15 protein-coding genes, 1 tRNA gene and 1 pseudogene are annotated in these 20,802 nt (G+C 71.8%); 9 read left to right on the top strand and 8 right to left on the bottom strand.

Annotated elements, in window-relative coordinates:
- Position 1 precedes the first annotated feature (1 nt).
- A complete protein-coding gene (locus ACIRDX_RS06425) occupies positions 2 to 727 on the top strand; it encodes a hypothetical protein (RefSeq protein WP_396624575.1) in 726 nt (241 codons plus the stop codon).
- A 345-nt stretch (positions 728 to 1,072) separates the two neighbouring features.
- Here ACIRDX_RS06425 and ACIRDX_RS06420 read toward each other — a convergent pair whose 3' ends face one another.
- Positions 1,073 to 2,539: a B12-binding domain-containing radical SAM protein gene (locus ACIRDX_RS06420; RefSeq protein WP_396624574.1), complete on the bottom strand. Its 1,467-nt coding sequence runs from the start codon at positions 2,537 to 2,539 to the stop codon at positions 1,073 to 1,075.
- Positions 2,536 to 2,817 carry a hypothetical protein gene (locus ACIRDX_RS06415; protein ID WP_396624573.1) on the bottom strand — a complete coding sequence of 94 codons (282 nt, stop codon included), beginning with the start codon at positions 2,815 to 2,817 and terminating at the stop codon, positions 2,536 to 2,538. The genes ACIRDX_RS06420 and ACIRDX_RS06415 overlap by 4 nt, the downstream gene beginning before the upstream one ends.
- A gap of 192 nt (positions 2,818 to 3,009) precedes the next feature.
- Between ACIRDX_RS06415 and ACIRDX_RS06410 the strand changes: the two are divergent.
- Positions 3,010 to 3,237, top strand: a pseudogene (locus ACIRDX_RS06410) (recombinase family protein); the annotation flags it as partial.
- Between the two features lie 55 nt (positions 3,238 to 3,292).
- Here ACIRDX_RS06410 and ACIRDX_RS06405 read toward each other — a convergent pair.
- The 3 genes from ACIRDX_RS06405 to ACIRDX_RS06395 form a co-directional block, all read right to left on the bottom strand.
- Positions 3,293 to 3,547: a GIY-YIG nuclease family protein gene (locus ACIRDX_RS06405; protein ID WP_396624572.1), complete on the bottom strand. Its 255-nt coding sequence runs from the start codon at positions 3,545 to 3,547 to the stop codon at positions 3,293 to 3,295.
- Between the two features lie 406 nt (positions 3,548 to 3,953).
- Positions 3,954 to 4,029 (bottom strand) — tRNA-Ala (locus ACIRDX_RS06400).
- 23 nt (positions 4,030 to 4,052) lie between these two features.
- Entirely contained in the window at positions 4,053 to 5,135 is a 1,083-nt protein-coding gene (locus ACIRDX_RS06395; protein WP_396624571.1) for a hypothetical protein, read from the bottom strand.
- Positions 5,136 to 5,350: 215 nt separating this feature from the next.
- Between ACIRDX_RS06395 and ACIRDX_RS06390 the strand changes: the two genes are divergently transcribed.
- Together ACIRDX_RS06390 and ACIRDX_RS06385 are read left to right on the top strand one after the other, a co-directional pair.
- Positions 5,351 to 9,373, top strand: a complete 4,023-nt coding sequence (locus tag ACIRDX_RS06390; protein WP_396624570.1) for a hypothetical protein — start codon at positions 5,351 to 5,353, stop codon at positions 9,371 to 9,373.
- A 29-nt stretch (positions 9,374 to 9,402) separates the two neighbouring features.
- On the top strand, positions 9,403 to 9,843 hold the full coding sequence (locus ACIRDX_RS06385) for a hypothetical protein (RefSeq protein ID WP_396624569.1): 441 nt from the start codon (positions 9,403 to 9,405) through the stop codon (positions 9,841 to 9,843).
- Here the strand turns inward: ACIRDX_RS06385 and ACIRDX_RS06380 are convergent, their stop codons facing one another.
- On the bottom strand, positions 9,844 to 10,944 hold the full coding sequence (locus ACIRDX_RS06380) for an asparaginase (RefSeq protein WP_396624568.1): 1,101 nt from the start codon (positions 10,942 to 10,944) through the stop codon (positions 9,844 to 9,846).
- Complete coding sequence (locus ACIRDX_RS06375; protein ID WP_396624567.1) at positions 10,937 to 11,158, bottom strand: hypothetical protein; 222 nt, start codon at positions 11,156 to 11,158, stop codon at positions 10,937 to 10,939. Before ACIRDX_RS06375 ends, ACIRDX_RS06380 begins: the two co-directional genes overlap by 8 nt.
- A gap of 306 nt (positions 11,159 to 11,464) precedes the next feature.
- Between ACIRDX_RS06375 and ACIRDX_RS06370 the strand changes: the two genes are divergently transcribed.
- From ACIRDX_RS06370 to ACIRDX_RS06360, 3 genes are read left to right on the top strand one after another with little or no spacing between them, the layout of a single operon-like run.
- Positions 11,465 to 12,895: a hypothetical protein gene (locus ACIRDX_RS06370; RefSeq protein WP_396624566.1), complete on the top strand. Its 1,431-nt coding sequence runs from the start codon at positions 11,465 to 11,467 to the stop codon at positions 12,893 to 12,895.
- A 2-nt stretch (positions 12,896 to 12,897) separates the two neighbouring features.
- A complete protein-coding gene (locus tag ACIRDX_RS06365; RefSeq protein ID WP_396624565.1) occupies positions 12,898 to 15,912 on the top strand; it encodes a PD-(D/E)XK nuclease family protein in 3,015 nt (1,004 codons plus the stop codon).
- Positions 15,905 to 19,282, top strand: a complete 3,378-nt coding sequence (locus ACIRDX_RS06360; RefSeq protein ID WP_396624564.1) for a UvrD-helicase domain-containing protein — start codon at positions 15,905 to 15,907, stop codon at positions 19,280 to 19,282. The genes ACIRDX_RS06365 and ACIRDX_RS06360 overlap by 8 nt, the downstream gene beginning before the upstream one ends.
- A 31-nt stretch (positions 19,283 to 19,313) precedes the next feature.
- Here the strand turns inward: ACIRDX_RS06360 and ACIRDX_RS06355 are convergent, their stop codons facing one another.
- Positions 19,314 to 19,517 (bottom strand): hypothetical protein, encoded by a 204-nt coding sequence (locus ACIRDX_RS06355; protein WP_396624563.1) that lies wholly within the window; start codon positions 19,515 to 19,517, stop codon positions 19,314 to 19,316.
- Positions 19,518 to 19,620: 103 nt separating this feature from the next.
- Here ACIRDX_RS06355 and ACIRDX_RS06350 point away from each other — a divergent pair, with 103 nt between their 5' ends.
- Positions 19,621 to 20,181: a hypothetical protein gene (locus ACIRDX_RS06350; RefSeq protein ID WP_396624562.1), complete on the top strand. Its 561-nt coding sequence runs from the start codon at positions 19,621 to 19,623 to the stop codon at positions 20,179 to 20,181.
- The gene (locus ACIRDX_RS06345; protein ID WP_396624561.1) at positions 20,178 to 20,576 is read left to right on the top strand and encodes a hypothetical protein; all 399 of its coding nucleotides are present in this window, start codon (positions 20,178 to 20,180) and stop codon (positions 20,574 to 20,576) included. The genes ACIRDX_RS06350 and ACIRDX_RS06345 overlap by 4 nt, the downstream gene beginning before the upstream one ends.
- Positions 20,577 to 20,802: the final 226 nt, after the last annotated feature.

The raw sequence follows: 20,802 nt of genomic DNA, 5'->3' as shown, positions 1-20,802 counted from the left end.
CGTGACGGACACGGACGCGCACGACTGGCTCACGTTTCATCGGCTGCGGTTCCCTGAGCCCGTGTCGTCGCACGAGCGGGTGTTCCCGCCCGTGGCCGGGCCCCACTGCTGGATGTTCGGGCCGCAGTACGACGTCGGGCCCGACGGCATGCTGACCGGGGTCAGTGACGTGTGGGGCGGCGTCGGGATCTGGCACAGCCGCGCAGCGGCAGAGGCGATGCTGGCGGCGCCGGGCGAGGCCTTGCCGTGGCTCGGCGAGACGGCCGCGTCCTGGCACGCCCTGGGCGTGCCGGTGATGCATCGGGGCGCGGTCAACTGGCGCGGCCATGTCCAGCAGGGCGATGCCATCCGACCGGCGCCCGCAGATCCCGGCGGGCCGTTCGCGGTCCTCACGTCGGCCGGGTTCAACGCACGCGACGCTGCGACCATGCCGCGCATCCTGCAGTTCGTGGCCGGCGTCGTCGCAGTGCTCGACGACTATGGCGCGCAGCCCTCCAACCTGCGCCGCGGTGCCTTCCGCAGCGGCTTCGGCGGCCGCGACGGGTTCACGCTGTCGCTGTGGCGTTCGGAGGAGGGCATGCGGCACGCCGCGTACCAGCCTGGCGTGCATCGCACCCGCGTCAACGACGACAACGCCGGCCTGCTGTCGGATCGCAGTTCCTTCACCCGTGTCCGCATCGTCCGCAGCTGGGGCGACTGGGACGGCGAGGTGGACTGGTCGGCGTAGCGCGGGGCGCCGACACGCGCAGTGCCGCGCCGGTGGGCTGGTCGTCATGCACGGCGTCGTCGTCCGCCGAGTCGTATGGGCTGCGGTGGTCACAGCCGTCGAGGCGGTCGATCAACTCCCGCAGCGTGTCCTCGCCCTGTCCGCGCACGACGAAGTCGACCTACGGGGCGTTGATGGCCGCCTCGGCGTACGTGCTCGGGACGTAGCCCCCCGTGCGATGGGCACGTCAGGACGCACGGCACGAATTGCCGCGCTGACCTCGATGGTTGGCGGCAAAGCACGTCGACGCTGCGCCACGCGCGGTCCGTGTCAGGCGTCGCCATGACCAGCGTGTGGCCGGCACTTTCATGACAGCCGCTCGGGTCGGCCGAGGAGGCGTGCGGTCCACATCTCGATCGGCAGCGCGTAGCGGTCGCCTTCGCATCGCCACCGCGCGACGTGCTGCAGCGGCCGGCGCCAGGCCGGGGCCCGGTCCCATGCGACCTGCTGGAAGTACTTGAAGCGCTCGACGCGCCGGAACTTCTCCGGCGACACCCACGGCCCACCGACGCTGCCCACGAAGTCGAAGGCCGCCCACTCGTCGAGCGTCTGCGGTATCTCGCCCCCGTCCTTGACGACGGCCTCGGTGATGGCCGTGCCGGGGTAGGGCTTGAAGTAGAAGAACGGGGTCCGGAAGTCGGCGCTCATGCGCCGCAGGCGCTTCGCGACGTCGAGTGACGCCTGCACGGACTCGTCGCTCTCGCCGGGGAAGCCGACGATGAAGGGGAACTGCCCGTTGATGCCGTGCCGGTGGATCTTGTCGGCGCTCTCGAACACCTGGGCGATGCGCGTGTCCTTGCGGATGCGTCGCAGCATCTCGTCGGATCCCGACTCGACACCGATCAGGGCCCGCCGCAGTCCCGATCGGCGGCACAGCGCCATCGACGCGTCGGGCATCCGTGCGCCCTGATCGGCCCGCATCGTCCCCGCCCACGTGATGGGCAGTTGGGCGTCGACCATGCCCTGCGCGATCGCCTCGACCCGTTCCCGTCGCGTGAAGAAGGTCTCGTCCTGGAAGTTCACGTCGTCGAAGCGGTACCGCTGCCACAGCGAGGTGAGTTCGCGGACCATCCGCTCGGGCGACAGCCCGAACCACTGCCGCTCGTAGACGAAGGGATCGGCGCAGAACGCGCACCGGAAGTTGCAGCCCTGCGACGAGACGTAGTCGAGCTGCCGTTTGCCCTTCAAGGCGTAGTAGCGCTCGACGGGAATCAGCGAGTAATCGTGCGGGGCGAAGGCCTCGACCGGCCGCACCGGGCGGGGCGGGTTGACGATGATGGCCCCCGAGGCGGCGCGACACGTCGTGCCCAGGCAGCCGTCGAGCGCCTCGCCGCGTGCCAGGCGATCGACGACCTCGGCGAACGTCTCTTCGCCCTGCCCCTGCACGGTCGCCGTGATGGCAGGCTCGGCGAGGCACTCGCGCCCGAACATCGACGGGTGCCATCCACCCCACACGATGGGCAGATCGGGGTGATGGGCCTTGGCCAGGCGCGAGGCGTCGAGGGCATCGCGCAGCGGGGCGCCGGTGAGGACCGTGACGCCCAGGCAGAGCGCCCCCTGCAGCGCCGCCACGAGGGCCGCGTGCGGGTCGGCCTCGAGCCGCGCGTCGACGATGACGACGTCGACACGTCTGCGGTCGAGATGCGACGCCACCGCGAGCAGCGCGAGCGGCATCGTGTAGAACACCGCACGAGGGTTGTAGAACACGACCTTGGCGCGCCGTGCCTGCGGCGCCGGCTCGGCCACGGCACCGTTGGCGACGGTGCGCGTCATCGGCGGGCGCCCCACTGCAGTGCCACGATGGAGTGGTCGCCCGATGCGGTCAGCGGCCACATCGTGTCGAACCGCCGCTCCGTACGCGCCAGCCAGTCGGCGGCACTCGGGTAGCGGATGACCAGTGCGCGCCAGGTGACGCCGCCTGGCTGGAGGCGACGAGTCGCCCGCCTCCGGTCGTCTCGGCCGAGAAACCACAGCGTCGCCAACGGAGGGAAGGGCCGCTGCTTGCGGAGCCGTTTCCGGTCGAGCGCCATGCAGGTGGCGCTCGCGAGCATGACATCAATCATTCAGGCTGTGACGCTCCCACGTACTGGCCGCGGGCGGGCAACCGGAGAACTGAAGGGGCGTAAGCCGGAGTATATCGTCAACTCGCGGTCGTGTCAGCGGGCCACGGCGCCGCGGTCGGCCAGCTGACCGGCCAGCCATGTGTGGACCGGTCAGGCACGCGGCGGCGAAGGCCTCGGACGATGTCGGCGTTGAAGTTCTCGTCCGCGGCCAGTCAGAGCATCGCGTTGGGCGCCTACCGTCGCCGAAACCGGCGCGGTCAGCCTCTCAGCTCGCAGTCGATCGGGATGCTGCTGCGCAACCAGCTCTACGCCGGCATCGTGGACGTGGCCGAGTACGGGGTGCGCGGCAAGCGTGGGGACTTCGAGCCGCTGGTCAGCGAGGACACCTTCTACCGCGTTCAGGCCGTCCTGTCTGGCCGCACGCCGAGCCTGGCGCCGAAACAAGCTCCCGTTGGCAGAGGCGCTACCGAAAGTGCCGCTGCGCGAACGCGCAGCCTGAACCGGACTTCAGGTACTTCTCGAACGCCACGGCACGCGCGCCATCTGAGAACTGCACGACCACGTCGACCAGCCACGGCTTGTACCGGGAGGTGTGCGGGACGCGCCCGGCATTGTGGGCATCGAGGCGTCGTTCGAGGTTCGACGTCAGGCCGGTGTAGTAGCGAGGTGGGTTCGTCTGGCTCTTGAGGACGTACACGAAGGTCTGGGGCCGTGTCATGGACGGGCGGCGTCGCAATGCGCCTGCCGAGCGGAGGTCCTCGAAATTGGCAGGGAATCACGCGCGAAGGAGGCGCGAGAGGCAAAAAATGCGCTCCCGTCGCCAGGCCGACCTCGGCAGCTCTTGCAACCGTGACCAGGGGGCACCTGTGCCAACGGGCATCCAACCTGGCCTCTACGGAATCAACGGTGGGGGGAGGGGCCTGCCATCCGAAGCTCGTTCGGTGGCGGAGGGGGCCCACCGTCGCGCCTGCGGCGCTATGGTGGGCATCCTTCGCCTGCAACCTTCGTGTGCTTCTGGTCTGGGGAAGGGCCTGCCATCCGAAGCTCGTCGGTGGCGGAGGGGGCCCACCGTCGCGCCTGCGGCGCTATGGTGGGCATCCTTCGCCTGAATCATGAGCGAAGGATGGTGGACCTGACCGGGATCGAACCGGTGACCTCCTGAATGCCATTCAGGCGCGCTCCCAGCTGCGCTACAGGCCCACGCAAAGACAGCGGAGTATAGCCTATCCCGCCGACGAAAGCCAACCCACCAGTCGGCCGAGCCCGCTCGACTCGGCCTGGAGCTGCGACAGCCCCTCGAGCGCCTCGGCCTGGCGTTCGGCCCTGACGAGCGCCTCGGTGGCGTCGTGGTCGGTCTTGCCCTGGCTGCTGGTCACGACGCCGCTGAACGTGAAGACCACGCGGCGGGTCACTCCATGACGCTCGTACTCGTACTCGGGCGCCACCCGCGCCTGCACCTTCCGCACCTGGGTCGCCACGTGCTTTGGTAGAGATCCGGGTAGGAACATTGCGACACAGTGCGTACTGGTCCGGTACACTCTCGTCTGGCCGCCGAAGGTGTCCTTCAGCAGCTGTGCCAGTGCGATGATGACGCGTTCCAGCACCTGGGCCCCATGCCCATCGATGATCGCCTGCGGCTCGTCGATGCGGCAGACCACCATGGATGCGGGCGCGTGATCGGCGCTGGCGAGGTCACCGAGCAGGGCCGGACGAGGCAGGAGGCCTCCCTGGCGAGGCTCGGCGTCGCGACTCTGGACGATGGCCTGGTCGACCTTCTTGAGGTCACTGGCCACGCTGGCCATCCGGGAGGCTTCCTGACGCTCCCCCTGCGCCACGCACTGTCGCAACTGGTCGACCTCGCGGTTCAGGGCGCGTCGCAGCGTCCGGATGTCCTCGATGTGTGTGAGATCGGCCACCCGCTCGCTGCTGCGCATCAGGTCGTTGCGGAAGTTCATCGCGTCGCCGCGCAGCCCGTCGACGAGTTCCCGCAGCAGGCGGATGACGCCGGTGAATTCGGACTCGCGCGCGCTGGCGTGTCCCGTGATGCGGGCATAGGCCTGCGAGGCGTCGCCGATCAGGCGCAGCCCCGCCGTCGAGACCTCCTCGGCCAGCTCGGCGGCCCGGAGCCGGTCGCGCGACTGGTGCAGGCGGGTCTTCAGGCTGTCGGCCGGGAACTCGGCGGCTGAGGGGAACTGGACCTCGAGCAGCGCGACGAGGTCCTCGACGACGCCGACGAGGGCGGCGCGGTGGTCCTGCGCGGTCGGCGCGGCGGCGGCGAGTTCGAGGGTGATTGGACGGGACGGCATCCGTGTCGATTCTCTGTGGGGAATCGGCCACCGCCGGTCCGGCTTGAGACGGGGCGCAGCGCGCGCCAGCCGTCGGCTGACCGGACGGCCCGCCGTTTGCAAAGGTCGGGCTCGCGCCGGCAGTTGGCGCGGTCAGTCCGGGTGACGCCTGAGGTGGCCATCCGATGAGTGGGAGCGGGAGCATGCAGAGCAGGCAAGCAGCGTGGGGGGGCCTCATGACGGCCATCCTCGTCATGACCGGTGCGCCGGTGCTGGGACAAACCACCGAACGCGTGAGCCTCTCGGCCACGGGCACGCAGGCCATCGGCGGGAACTACACCCCGCGTCCGTCCATCAGTGCCGACGGCACGGTGGTGGCCTTCGAGAGCCCGCTGAGCACGCTGGTGACGGGCGACACGAACTACCTGAGCGACATCTTCGTGGTCGCGGGGGGCACGGTGACCCGTGTCAACGCCCTCTCCGGCGCTCAGCCCAACTGCGCCTCGTCTGGGGCGTCGGTCTCGGCGACCGGCCAGTTCGTGGTGTTCGACTCCTGTGCCTCGAACCTCGTGGTCAGCGACACCAACAACGCGGCCGACGTCTTCCTGCTCGACCGGAACACTGGCACCGTGACGCGCGTCTCGGTGTCGTCGGCGGGGGCCCAGGGGGCCACGGGGATGGACAGCTACGCGGCGGCGATCAGCCCCAACGGCCGGTACGTCGCGTTCCTGAGCCTGGCCGGATGGGACGGCGGCAGCATCGGGCTGACGCAGACCTACCTGCGCGATCTGGTGACCGGCAGCACCTATCTCGTGTCGCGCGCCAACGGTGGTTCAAGCACCGTCGGCCAGTCCGATGCGCGCCCGAGCGTGGCCGACGACGGCTCGGTGGCGTTCGTGTCGAGCACCAGCGGGCTCGTGTCCGGCGACACCAACGGCGTGTCCGACGTCTTCATCCGGCGGAACCCGACCACGGGCAGTTCCACCGAGCGCGTCTCCCTGTCGTCCACCAACCGACAGCTGACGGCCGCCTCGACGCACCCCTCGATCAGCGCCGATGGCCTGCGTGTCGTCTTCGAGACGACTGCTGCCGCCGTGCCCACTGACACCAACACGCTCAGTGACGTTTACATGCGTGATCGCAGCGCCGGCGCCACGGTGCTCGTGTCGCGCACGGCGTCGGGCAACGGCGGCAACGGCGCCAGCCAGGACGGCGAGATCAGCGCCAACGGGACGTTCGTGTCGTTCACCTCGCAGGCAGCCGACATCGCGGGGACGTTCGACGCCCTCTTCGACGTGTTCCGCGCCTCGGTCTCCGCGGGGGCACCTGCCACGGTGAGCGGCCTCACGCGGCTGTCGGTCAGCACCGGCACCACGACGCTGCACTCGGGTGGCAGCGACGTGGCCGACTCGGGCGTGGTGGCATTCCACTCGGACGAGCCGCTGCTCGTGAGCAACGACCTGAACGGCGACACGGACGTGTTCACGTCCAACGGCACCGTCATCACGCGCCACACGTTCCCGGCCACCGGCCTGCCCGAGTCCTATTCGGGCCAGACCATCCGCCCCGCGCCGAGCTACGACGGCTCGATCGTGGCGTTCCTGTCGTCCACCACCCAACTCGTGTCGGGCGACACCAACAGCAAGACCGACGTGTTCGTCCGCAACCGCACCACCGGCGCCACCACCCGACTCCCGGTGCCGGTCGGCTACGAATCGCTCGACGCCGACTGGGTGACGATCAGCCACGACGGCCGCTTCGTCGCCTACAGCCGCGGGGCTGCCTTCGTGTTCGACCGCGTCAACGGCACGACGACCCTCGTCAGCACGGCCACCCCGGGCGGGACGCCCGTGTCCGGCGGCCAGCCGCGCATCAGCGCCAGCGGCCGCTACGTGGCCTACCTGACGGCGGCGGCCTTCGATGTCGCCGATACGAACGGCCTCAACGACGTGTACCGCTGGGATCGCCTCACCGGCACGCAGGTCCTTGTGAGCCGTGGCGTCGCCGGGGCCAATGGCGGGTCGGCGGCCGCCGGAATCTCCGGCGACGGCAACCTCGTCAGCTTCGTGTCGGGCGCGACCAACCTCGCCACCGACGGCAGCACCGACACCAACGGACGCGCCGACGTATTCGTCCGCAACGTGACCGCCGGCACCACCCTGCGCGTGAGCGCCGGGCTCGATGCGACGGCCGGCGTGTTCATGCGCGATCCCTTCATCTCCGCGGATGGCTCGACCGTGACCTTCCTGGGCTCGGCGTCGCAACAGTCGGAGGCGACCACGGTGGCCTCCGACGTGTACGTGGTCAAGTCGAACGGCACGGGCCTGCGCGGGCCCCTGAGCGGCCCGACCGAGGGCGTGGGAGGATCGGGCGGCGCGTTCGACCCGACCATCAGCATGTACGGCCGATTCCTGGTGTTCCGCTCGTATGCCACCGACCTCGGCGTCACCGACACCAACGCGGCGGCCGACGTCTACGCGCGCCAGATCCTCGGCACTCCTGGCGCGTCGACCTTCGGCGCGGCGCAGCGCATCAGCGTCGCCGGCGGCGGCACGCAGGGCACCGGCGGCACCGGCCTCGACTCGGAGAACCCCGAGATCATCGGCACCGGCAAGACCGTGGTGTTCCAGTCGGGCTTCGGCAACCTCGTCGCCGACGACACCAACTACATCGTCGATGCGTTCGCGCGCGGCGGCGTGTTCGGCAACGGCGAGTGCGACTACATCCCGTCGAACTACGTCGCCTTCGCCCAGCAGAACCTGCTGGATCCGTGCACCAACAACGGGTCGCCCTGGGCCGATCCCGACGGCGACGGCGTGACCAACGAGGAGGAGAGCAACGGCGGCGGCGACGGCAACCCCGTCCTCGGCACGTACACGCGCTACTTCGCCGAGGGCGCCACCAAGACGGCCGGGCTGAACTTCGACACGCGCATCGCGCTGGCCAACCCGAGCGCCGACACGGTCACGGGCGTGATCTCGTACCAGTTGCCGTCTGGCGCCCAGGTGCCGACGACGCCGTTCACCCTCGGGCCGTACGAGCGCAAGACGGTGCTCCTCGACGAGCAGGACGGCATCGCCGAGACCGGCCCGGCCGCGTCCTACGAGTTCTCGACCACCGTGAAGGCGACCGCGCCGGTGGGCGTGGACCGCACCATGACGTGGGACAAGTCGACGTACTCGGGGCACGCCGAGACCGGCGTGGTGAGCGCGTCGCGCAAGTGGTACTTCGCCGAGGGCGCGACCATCGGCGGGTTCAACCTGTTCTACCTGCTCCAGAACCCGTCGGCAGCGCCGGTGACGGTCGAGGGACGGTTCCTGCTCGGCACCGGGGCCGTGCACGCCAAGACCTACACGCTGCCGCCCAACAGCCGTTTCAACGTCTGGGCCAACGTCGAGACCATCAACGGCGCGACACCGCTGGCCAACGCCGAGCTCTCGGCCGAGTTCACCGTGACGGCCGGCGCCGCCATCATCGCCGAGCGCGCGATGTACCGCGGTGCCAACCCGCTGTTCAAGGCCGGCCACGAGAGCGCTGGCGTGACCGAGCTGTCGACAGAGTGGTTCCTGGCCGAGGGCAACGCGGGCGCCTTCTTCGACGAGTTCGTGCTCATCGGCAACACCACGCCGAACGCCGCGCTGGTGCAGGCCGACTTCGTGGTCGGCAACACGGGCACCATCTACTCGAAGCAGTACACCGTGCAGCCCAACTCGCGCTTCAACATCTGGGTGGACGAGGAAGAACTCGCCCCCGGGGTGTTCCCGTTCCGCACCGGCAACACCGACGTGTCGGTGCGTATCCGATCGCTGAACCTGGTGCCCTTGATCGTCGAGCGCGCGATGTGGTGGCCGGGTAGCTCGAGCACGTGGTACGAGGCGCACAACTCGCCGGGCGCGACGCGCACCGCGAACCGCTGGGTGGTCGCAGAGGGCGAGAACGGCGGCGCGCTGGGGTGGAACACCTACATCCTCGTGGCCAACACCGGCACCGGTGCGGGCTCCATCCGCATGCGGGTGCTCGGCACGAACGGCCAGACGGGGGTGATCAGCGGCGTCGCGCTCGCGGCGCAGTCGCGCACCACGTTCTTCCTGGGAGACCTGCTCACCGCAGCGGGCCTCCCGGCCAACTCGCAGGCCGGCGTGCTCATCGAGTCGGAGACCGGCTCGCTGCCGCTGGTGGTGGAACGCGCCATGTACCGCAACGTGAACGGCGTGACGTTCCAGGTCGGTACCAACGCCCTGGGCACGCCGCTTCCGTGACGGAGCGGTCGCCCGTCGAGCCCGGCGGCATGCGTCGTACGCGTGCCGCCGCCGCTCCTGCCTGGCGCTATGTCCTCGGGGGAATGCTGGCCGCGGCCCTGGCCGTGGCCGGCAACCTCGCGTGGCGCTCGGCCTTCCCGGCCTACAGCGGGTACTCCGTGCCCGCCCTCATCGACGAAACGTCCGTGACGCTGGCGTCGGCGCTGTCCGTGCTGCTGGCAGCCGGCGTGTACCTGCTGCTGTCGCGCGGTCTCACGATCGCCACCCCGCTCTACGTGCTCGGCAGCCTGCTGACCGCCGCGGCCTCGTGCGTCGCAACGTACGTGCCGGTCATGCCCGACGGCACGCCGACGCCGCCGGGATTCACGGAGCTGACCCTCCCCATGCACCTGTTCGCGGGCGTCATGGCGGCAGTCGTCGTGCCGCTCGTGGTGCTGCTCGGTGTGCGGGCGCAGGCGCCCTCGGCCTGATCAGTATTCGTTGAGCATCCGCTGCAGGTCGGCCGGGTCGCTCGTCCTGGTCAGCGCGAGCATCAGCAGGATGCGCGCCTTCACCGGCGAGAGATCGCCAGCCGCGAGGCGCGGCGGCGCGGGCACGGTGGACGTCACCGGCTCGCGCATCGACGCGATGCGCCCGCTGCCCGCGCGCGTGGTCGCGACCACCGGGATGCCCTTCTCGCGGGCATAGGTGATGCCTTCGTTCTGGGTGCCCGAGATGGCGCCGGCGCCCGCCGTGGCGAGGACCAGGCCACGTGCGCCGGCGTCGACGGCGGCCTTGAGCAGGTCACCCGGCGCCCCCTGGTACACCAGGAACACGTCGACCCGTGGCAGCGCGGCCACCGTCGTCACGTCGAACTCGCTCGCGGCGGTGTGACGCCCTTCTGCCATGCGGCGGAAGACCACCCGGTCGCCATCCACGACCCCGAGACTGCCGAAGCCGCGCGACTCGAACGTGTGGAGGCGGAGCGCATCGGTCTTGGTGACGTCACGCGCGCCGTTGATCTCGTCGTTGAGGACCACGAGCACGCCACGGCCAGCCGCGGCGGGATCGGCGGCGACCCGGACGGCTGCGAGCAGGTTGGCCTGTCCCTCGTATCCCACCTGGCTCGGGTTGCGCATCGACCCGGTCACCACCACCGGCCGTCGATCGTGGACCGTGAGATGGAGGAAGTACGCCAGTTCCTCCAGCGTGTCGGTGCCGCAGGTGACGACGATGCCGGTAAGGTCGGGCTCGTCGCGGAACAGGGCGTTGACGCGGCGAGCGATCCCGAGCCACTGCTCCAGCGTGAGCTGGGAACTGCCCGTGTTGGCGAACTGCTCGGCCTGCACGGTCGCGTGGTCGGCCAGTGCGGGCACCGACGCCACGAGATCGTCGGCGGTCAGCCGTCCGCCGCGACGGTTGCTGATGGTGCCGCCGGTGGCGACGAGCCGCACGCGCGGCAACACCCGTGGCGCGACGGCCGGAGGGGCGGAGGCCACCGGTGCGGGGGGCGCGGGCGATGGGGCCTGTGCCACGGCGACCCCTGGAAGGGCCGCCAGGATCAGGGCTGCTGCCAGGACCGCGCTACGCATGCGCGGCGCTCGGTCGGTGCAGCCGGGACAGCCACTCCGACAGGCGCTGGGCGGCTGCGTCGGCGGTGTCGTCATAGAACGGCATGAGCGCCGTCGGGGCGCCCTGAGCCGTGACCACGTGCGCGCGCCAACGCTGGCGCTGCACCTGCGACAACTCGATGTAGTACAGCCGGCCGTTGATGTGTTGCTCGATTCGGTGCACGCGTCGACCCACGATCGTTTTCGGGTGCTCGTCCTGCGGTGGCGCTACCGGGTGCTGATGGAAGCGACGGTCATTGTAGAGAACTGCCAGACCCGCGCAAGCGAAGAGCCCCACGAAACGCCGTGCACACCCGGGGGGCCCCAGCAGAACACCTGTGGACACAGCAGCTTGCGGCGGCGCGTCCACGCGCCTGCACACGATATCCACCGCACGTCCGCAGGTTTTCCACAGGGGCGATCCGGCGGCGTGGCGAGGGTTTTCGCGGGGGCAGCGGCCGCGCTCGACACGCGCCGACGAAGCGGCGAAGATCGCAGGATCGTGCGGGCACTCCGATGGCGATGGGTGGTGGGCATGTTGGTGCTGGCGCTGTGGGCGCCGATGGCCCCGAGTCACGCCCAGCCGGCCGCGCCGCAGTCGCCCGTCTCGCCCTGGTTCCGGCTCTTCCTGACCGATGGGCGGGTGCTGACCACCGTCGGCGAGTTCACCCGCGTGGACGATGTCGTCCTGCTGCAGGTGCCGACGGGGTTGCCGGTGGACGGCACCTGGCCGGAGGCCCGCACCATCACGCTTCCGGCGTCGCGGGTCGACTGGGCGCGCACCGATGCCTACCGGGAGGCGATGCGCCGCGCGCAGTTCGAGCAGGCTGGCGGCGAGCGCGCGTACGCGGCCTTCACCGAGGAGGTGGCCGCCACCCTGCGCGACATCGCCCTCATCCCCGATCCGCTCGAGCGCATCCGTCGGCTCGAGGCGGCGCGTGTGCGTCTGGCGCAATGGCCGGCCGCGCACCATGGGTATCGCGCCGAGGATGTGGCGCGCACGCTGTCGGTGGTCGACGACCTGCTCAACGGCATGCGTGCCGCGGCGGGACAGCAGGCCTTCTCGATTGCGCTCACGGCCGGCCCGGCCGCGCCTGCAACGCCGACCGTCACGCTCCTCCCGCCCCCGACGCTGCAGGACGTCATCGCGCAGGCCCTGGCACTCGCGCCCGCCGTCAGCGATGCGGCCGAGCGGCTGCTGCTGCTGCAGTCGGCCGAGGCGCTGCTGGCCACGGCCCCTGCGTCCGAGCGGCGGTGGGTGGACGCGTCGCGACGCCAGGTCCGTCGTCAGATCAAGGACGAAGGGCGCGTCACGCGCAGGTATGCCGACCTGCGCACGTGGATGCTCGACAAGTCGGCGCGCCTGCTCGCGATGGCGGATGTGCGCGGGCTGATGGCGGTGCGCCAGGACGTGATCACCCGCGATGCCAGGCTCGACCATCGCCGACCGGCGGAGGTGGCCTCACTGCTGGCGACGCTCGACGCCCGTCTCGAGTCGGCCAGGCGGCATCGCCTGCTGATCGAGCGGTGGCAGGAACGTCGGCCGGCGCTCGAGGCCTACGTGACCACGGTGACGCGCCACCTGGGCGCGACGGCGCCGCTACCGCGCGCGCTCGAAGACATCAAGGCCCTGAGTGGCCCCGGACCCGACCTCCTGTCGCAGGCGGAAGCCCAGCTGGCACGCGCGAAGGCCGATGCCAGCCTGGTGGTCGTGCCCGATGAGGCCCGCGCCATCCACGGCATCTGGACGTCGGCGCAGCAGCTGGCTGGTCGGGCGCTGTTGGCGCGGCGCGCCGCCATCAGGAGCGGCGACCTGCAGCAGGCCTGGGAGGCGTCGGCGGCCGCGGCCGGCGCGCTGCTCCTGCTGCAGCAGCTCCGTGTCGACGTCCCGGCGCTCGTGCGTCCACCCACGCTCCCGGTCACCGGCGCCTGACCATGCCGCCCGTCGACATCCGTCTCATCCAGGCCGACGACCTCGACGCCTGGCAGCGGGCGCTGCTCGCCCTCTGCCTCCCCACGGCGCCGGCCGGCGACGGCCTGGCCCTGGAGGCGCCGGTCGTGATCGTGCCGACACGGGCCGCAGGCGAGCAGTGGCGCCGCACGCTCGAGCAGCGGCTGCTGGTGGACGGCTGGGCGCCGCCGACGGCGCTGCAGCGGGCCCTCGGCCACGAGGTGCCCGGCGCCGCGCCCGCCGCGCTGTTGTTGCCCCGCACGCTGACCCGCGACGACCTCTACGAGGCGCTGCACCTGGCTGCGAGGCTCGAGCGGCCGCGGCTGGCGGCGCTCACGCGCGAGGTGCTGATGGGCGCCTGCGCCCGGCAGGCGGCGCGGCGACACGCGCCGCCGTTCCTGCTGCGTCCCGGCCTCATCGCGGAGATGGTCCGATTCCACGATCAGGTGGGCCGCCTCGGCCATGTCCCGACGGCCTGGCTCGAGGACGCGGCGACGCGCCTCGAGGGCGAGGCCGCCAGCGATCGCGGGGCCGAGCGGCTCCTGCGGCAGACGCGCTTCCTGCACGAAGCCTTCCGCCACTTCGCGTCGCGCGTCGAGGCCCTCGACGGGCTGGACGAGCACGCCCTGCGGACCGCGCTGCTCGCGACACCCGGGGCCTGGTGCCCGCGGCACGTGATCGTGACCGTGGCCGACCACCATGCGGATGCCGGCGGGCTGTGGCCAGGCGACCTCGATGTGCTCTCGGCGGCGCCCGGCCTCGTGCGGCTCGACGTGGTGGCCACGCGACGTGTCGCCACGTCGCTGTTCGCGCGGCTGCGGGTACGCTGGCCCGGGGCGATCGACGTGCGGATCGGGCCGCAGCGACCCTCGGCGACCCGCCTCGAGGTGAGCGCCCCCGACCGCCGCTGGCTGTCGGCCCGCGACCGCGACGAGGAAGTGATCGCCTACGCAAGGCGCGTCAAGGCGCGCCAGCCGATGGCCCCGCATGCCAGCGCGCTGGTGTACCGGCGTCCGCTGCCCTACCTCTACGCGGCGCAGCACCTGCTGCGGGCCGCCGGCATCCCGTACCAGTCCTCCGGCACGCTGCCGCTGGCCGCCGAGCCCTGGGCCGCCGGCCTCGACCTGTTGATGGACGCCGCCCTCTCCGGGCTGACGCGCGCGACGATCGTCACGCTCCTGCGGTCGCCGCACGTCCGACTGGTGCGCGAGGACGGCCCGGAGGTGCACGGCCCCGCGATCGCGGCCTTCGACGCCTGGCTGGCGCAGGGGCGCTTCCTCGGCACGCTCGGGCACCTCGACGCCCTCATCGCGCGCCAGCCCTCGCCGCTCCCGCCCGATGGCCCCGAGGGCGCGAGCCGGCATGCCGTCCAGTGGCGCCAGGAGCGTGAGGGCCGTGCCGTGGCCGTCGCGGTGCGGCCGTGGCTGGCGCGGCTCGCGCCGCTGCAGGGCGTGGCGCCCGGCGCCGAGCACGTGCGGGCCCTGCGCGAGGCGTGGGCCGCCTGCGAGCGCCTGCCGACCGACGACGACCCGGAGGCAAGTCGGACCCGACGCGCCCGTGCGGCGGTCGACCTGGTGCTCTCGCAACTGGAGCAGGCCCTGGCGACGCACGACGCGACGCCCGTGCCGGCGCGCGATACCTGCATCCTCGTGCGTCGATGGATCGAGGAGCGCACCTTCGCCCTGCCGCGGGCCGACGCCGGCGTGCACCTCGTGGATGCCGATGCGGCGCCCTACGGCCTCTTCGCCCACGTCCGCGTGGTCGGGTTGCTGGAAGGCGAGTGGCCCGAGCCCACCGCGCGCGAGATCTTCTATCCGGCGTTCATGCTGGAGCGCCTCGGCTGGGCCGAGGAGCGCACGCGTACCGCGGCGCTGCGCGCGCGGTTGGCCGACCTGCTGACGCTGCCGACCGACGCCGTCGGCGTGTCGGTGCCCGAACTCGATCAGGACGCGGTGGTGCGTCCCTCCTCGTTGCTCGACGAGTTGCAGGCCTTCGGCGTGGATCGACTCGAGCCGGTGCCGGCCGACGAACGCACGTTGCCGGTGAGCGGCGATGACGCGCTCCTCGGCACGCCCGCCGTGCCCGGTGCGGGTGTCCTCGACCCCGCCGCCCGCGACTGGGCGCGCTGGCGCCTCACCCGGCCGCCGGCGCCGACACCTGGTCGCACCTCGGCCGTGCCCAGCGATCGCTATGGCGTGACGGCCGTCGAGACCTACCTCCAGTGCCCGTTCCAGTACTTCGCCGGCCGGGTCCTCGGGCTCACCGAAGAAGCCGACGACGAGCCCGGGTTGCCCGCGCGCGACGCAGGGGTGCTGCTGCACGACGTGCTGCACGACGGCATGGTGGAGTGGCAGCGCGGCGGACGCGTCGCCATCCGGCCAGAGGACCTGCCGGAGGCGCGCGCCGTGTTCGCCGCAGTGGCCGAGCGCGCGCTGCTGTCGCTCGCGCCCGCCGATCGTGCCGTCGAGCGGACGCGCCTGTTCGGCTCGGCCGTGGCCACGGGCGTGATCGAGAAGATGCTGCGCACCGAGGCGGAGCTGTTCGGCGACGTCGTGCGTCGCGCGCTCGAGCACCCGATCGACGGGCGCGTCGACCTGCCCGGGGCGGACGGCGCCAGGACGATTCACCTGCGCGGGCGGGTCGACCGGGTGGACTGGACGGACGACGGCCGGGTACGCGTCATCGACTACAAGTCCGGGCGGCGGCCGACGCGGCCCCTGCAACCGGGCGTCTATGCCCATGCGGTGGTGCAGCAGGAACGGGAGGCGGGACGCACGCTCGCCATCGCGCCGAGCGGCTTCGTGGCCTTCCGCGAGGGTGTGCCGTGGGTGGAGTCGGTGGGCACGCCCAGGGACGCCGACGAGCAGGCGCGACAGTTCGTCGAGGCAGTCGACCTCATCGAGCGCGGCGAGTTCCCGGTGAAGCCGCACAGTCCCTTCCGCTGCCAGTTCTGCGACTACGCCGGCGTGTGCCGGAAGGACTACGTCGGCGATGAGTGACGCCCTCGTGCCGGTCGATCAGGCGGCGCGCAGCCATGCCACCGACCCCAGGCACCACGTGGTGCTCGAGGCCTCGGCCGGCACCGGGAAGACGCGCGTGCTCGTCGATCGGTACCTCGCGCTGCTGGCCGCTGGCGTCGATCCCCGGCACGTGCTCGCCATCACGTTCACGCGCAAGGCCGCCGCCGAGATGCGTGAGCGCATCGTGACCGATCTGCAGGCGCGGTACCCGGAGGTGTGGCAGGGCCTGCGCGACCGCGCCGACGAGATCGCCGTCTCGACCATCGACGCCTTCTGCTTCGCCCTGCTGCGGGAGTTCCCGCTCGAGGCCGGGCTCGACCCGGGCTTCACCCTGGCCGACGAGACCGAGGTCGCCCGCCTCGTCGAGATGTCGCTCGACCGCACGCTCCGCGAGTGCCGGGACCGCGCGCCGTTCGACGAGGGCATCCGCCTCGTGCTGGCGCAGCTCACCCTGCCCCGGCTGTCGGAGGGCCTGCGCGTCCTGCTCGAACGGCGGTTCGTGGCGCCGGCGGCGCTGCGGCACTACCTCCGCACGCAGGTGCGGCAGGTGCGCTCCGAGGCGGCGTCGGCCGAGCGGGCCCGCCAGGACCTGCGCGAGCGCCTCGCCGCCGTGCCCGGCGGTCTCGCCCCCTGGATCGACAGCGGCCCCGCCGGGGTGCCGCTCTGGACCCTCTGTCGGCTCGACCTCGACCGCCTGCTCGCCGATCCGTCCTCGGCGCCGATGACCGCCGCCGAGGTGCGTGCCGCGCTCGATGGCCTCGCGCGCTGGCTGCTGACGCGCGACGGCGAGGCACGCAAGAAGCCCGCCGCCGTCAAGGGCACCTTCGCCTCGGCGGGCGACTGGCAACGGCATCGCGAGGGCCTGCCTCATGTCGCCACCGCCGTCATCGAGGCGCGGCGCGGATTCGAGGCCTCGCTCAACGTCCTGCTGGCCCGCGGCATCAGGCGCGTGTTCCGCCTGGCCTACCGTCGGTACCTGGAGACGCTGCTGCTGCACGATGCGCTCGATTTCTCCGAGGTGCTGCAGCGCGCCGTGCAGCTGCTGGCCAACATGGACGAGTTCTCGCGCAGCCGCTTCCGGCTCGAGGCGCGGTACCAGCACGTGCTCGTCGACGAGTTCCAGGACACCAGCCGGCTGCAGTGGCAACTGGTCGCCTCGCTGGTCGAGGCGTGGGGCGCCGGGCTCGGCCTCGGCCACGAAGGGCCGCTGCCGCCGTCGCTGTTCCTCGTCGGCGATCGCAAGCAGTCCATCTACCGGTTCCGCGACGCCGACGTCGGCCTGCTCGACGAGGCCGTGACGTTCGTCCGCGGCCTGGCCGACGACGCGCCCGTCAGGCAGGCGATTTCGCAGAGCTTCCGTTCACACGCCGACCTGCTCGCCTTCACCAATGACCTCGCCTCGGGGATGGTGCTGCGGGAGGCGCCGCCCGCCGTCGCCTTCCGGTATGGCCCCGACGACCGGTTTCCGCTGCCCGCCGGCCACGTCCCGGGTATGGAGGCCGACCCGCGTCTCGCGCTCGTGCTTGGTGACGACATCGAGACCTGCGCGGCGGGCGTGGCAGACGAGATCGCCAGGCTGCTCGAGGAAGGACTGGTCACCGACCGCGGCGAGGCGGCGCCGAGACGCGCCAGGCCCGGCGACATCGCCGTGCTGTTCCGATCGCGCGAGAGCCATCGCGAGTTCGAGCGCGCGCTGTCGGCCCGCGCCATCCCGGCCTACGTCTACAAGGGCCTGGGCTTCTACGATGCCGACGAGGTCAAGGACCTGGTCGCGCTGGTGCGCGTGCTGGCGGCGCCCGAGTCGCACCTGCGCGTCGCGGCCTTCCTGCGGTCGGGGCTGGTGGGACTGTCCGACGACGGGCTGCGACGGCTGGCGCCCGACCTCGCCGGGCGGCTCGACGCCCCCGGTCCCGGCGAAGAGGGTCTGTCGGCCGACGACGCGGATACGCTGGCGCGCCTGCGCATCGCCTGGCCGGAGTGGCGCGCGCTCGTGGACCGGCTGCCGCCTGCGGAGGTCCTCGACCATGTCCTCGACGCCTCGGCCTATGCGGTCACGCTGCGCGGACACCGGCAGGCCCAGGCGCGCGAGAACGTCAAGAAGTTCCGCGGCCTCGTGCGTCGCATCCAGAACCGCGGCTACGCCACCATGGCGAGGATTGCCGGGCACATCGATCGCGTCTCGGCCGGCGACGAGTCCAATGCCGCCGTCGACGCCGCCGATGCCGTCAACCTGATGACCGTGCACGCGTCCAAGGGGCTGGAGTTCCCGATCGTGTTCCTCGTGAACCTCACGCGCGGGACAGGAGGCGTGCCACCGCCGCTCCGCGTGCTGGCCGGCGACAGTGGCGAGGAGCCGATCGTCGGCGTGGCGCGCTACGAGCCTGGCGCGACGGCGGCCGAGCAGGTGCGCGACCACGAGGAGAGCAAGCGCCTGATGTATGTGGCCGTGACGCGCGCCCGCGAACGGTTGTACCTCAGCGCGATCGCCGGTCGGCAGGGCAAGGTGTCGGCGGGGCCCGGCAGCCTGGCCGCCGTGTGCCCGGCGGGCCTGCTCGCGACCATGTCCGACGCACTGGTCGAGGGTGTCGAGGAGGTGACGTGGCAGGGCGAGGTGCACGCGCACCGGTGGCGCGTGTGCCGGCCCCGGCCGGCCACCGAGACGACATCCGGTACGGCCGAGGCGCAGGCCGCAACGGCGCTGGCCGAGTCCGTTCCGGTGTCGATCACCGACGACGTGCCGGCGTCGCTCGAACCCCTCCCCCTCGATCCCCCGGTGAGGCGCGTGCGCGTGACGGCACTGGCGGCCGGGCGCGTGGACGCGCCGGCCGGATCGGACCGCGGCCCGGAACCTGGGGAGGACCTGGTGCTCGGACGCGCGGTCCATCGGCTGCTCGCGCGCGCGACGGTCGGCGAGTCCACGGCCGCGCTTGCGCAGCACGTGCTCGCCGATCTGGACCCGGACGAACGCCTGGTCGTGCCCGACGCCGCGGCGCTTGCCGACGATGTCGCGCGCATCGTGCAGGACGTGTGGCGCGATCCGGCGCGTCGCCGGGCGCTCGCGTCAGCCTCGGCGCGCTTCGAGGTGCCCCTCGTGTTCCGTCACGTCGCGGAGGAGGGGGTCTGCCTCGTGCGGGGCACGATCGATTGCCTGGTCACGACGCCCGATGGGGTGCGGGTCCTGGAGTTCAAGACGGGGCAGCCGCAGCCGGCGCACCGGCGACAGCTGGCGCTCTACGTGGAGGCAGTCCGGGAGATGTTGCCGGGTGTGGAGGTCGTGGGCGAGCTCGTCTACGCGACCCGGCGCGCGGCGGCGCCGGCACCGCAGGCGGCGCGGCTGCCCTTCGACTGAGGCTGCGACCGGGCGCGCGTGGCCCCTCGGGTCACTTCTTGTCGTCGATCCACTTCTTCAGCTCGGGCGAGAGGTCGTCGAGCTCGCCGTCGGGCTCTTCGAAGTAGTCGCATTCCTTGCAGCGCCACTCGAGCGCGCGTCGCGTCGAGGTCTGCATCGTGCCGGCGATGCGATTGACCTGCTCGATCGGCTCGAGCCGCATCGACTCCCCGCACATCGGGCATTCCTGCTTCACGGCGCACCCTCCCTGATCCGCCAATCGGCAGGGGCGCGCGCGCCTTGACAAGCGGCGCGGGCGCTCCCCACACTACGCACTGCCGCACGGCACCCCGCGGGTCATGCACGACTACTACCGCATCGCCGAGATCTCTGGCGCGCGTCGCGCGCCGGCACGCGCCGTGCCCGCGTGGGCAGTCGTGCTGCACGCCATGCCCCAGCCCCGCCGAAGCGCCGAAGGCGCGAAGGCGGGCGCCACGCTTCATCTCGTCCGTGCGCTCGAGCCGGAGCGGCCGACGGCGCGTGTGCCGCGCGACGAGGTCGCGCTCGACTTCCCGTCGGTGCGCCAGGTGATCGACCAGGCGCGTCGCGACTTCGCCGACGTCGAGGGACCGGGCGTCGCCGTGTCGGTGGACCTCTCGCTCTCCGCCCTCGAGGCGCGTCGCAGCGCGCGCATCCCCCTCCGGCTGCACCTGCCTGCCGTGTGCGAGCCCTGTGGCGGGCGCGGCGAGGCCTGGGACGAGCCCTGCGGGCAGTGCGCCGGCTCAGGGGCCACCGTTGCGACACGGTACGTCGTGGTGCGGGTGCCCGCCAACTCGACGCACGGCACCGTGCTGCGCTATCGGCTCACCCTGCCGTACGGCCCACGCGTGCGGCTCGACGTGCGCCTCGCCGTCCGGTGAGCCGCGCCCCCCTGCACGTCCAGTTGCTCGGCCGCCTCTACGTGGTGGCCGGGTGGCTGTCGTTGCTGGCCTCGATCTCGCTGGTGCTGCTCGGCGTCGGGGCAGTCAGCCTCGCCTCACAGGCCGGCCCGGAGGTGGCTGCGAGCCTCGCCGCCGCGATCTTCTTTGCCACGGCGGCGGTCACGCTGGTGTGGGCGGGGGTGCTGATCGGCGTCGGCATGGCGCTGCGGCAGCACCGCCACTGGGCGCGTCCGGCGGCCCTCGTGCTCGCCATCGTCAACGTGTTCGTGATTCCTTTCGGCACCGCGCTCTCGGTCTATGCCAGCTGGGTGCTGCTGCAGGAGGGCGGCAAGCGCCTGTTCGAGCGGCCCCACCCCCAGGGTTCGGCAGTATGATGCACGCGTCTCCGGAGTTCGCCGGGGCGTGACGGGGCTGGCCATGTCGCCGGCCCACCACGCCCGTTGTTCGTCCCCTCCCTCGAACGCGTTGAATATCAACAAGGAGCGCTGTCCCCATGAACACTGTTGCCGAAAAGTCGTCCACGGGCCTTGACGCCAACGTGGCCGCGGCCATTTCCTACATTCCCATCGTGGGGATCGTGTTCCTCGTGATCGAGAAGGG

It is taken from the genome of Luteitalea sp. (assembly GCF_044337415.1).
In the GTDB taxonomy this organism is placed as follows: domain Bacteria; phylum Acidobacteriota; class Vicinamibacteria; order Vicinamibacterales; family Vicinamibacteraceae; genus Luteitalea.
Note: the sequence above shows the minus strand (reverse complement) of the source record. Positions and strands in the feature narration are given on the sequence as shown.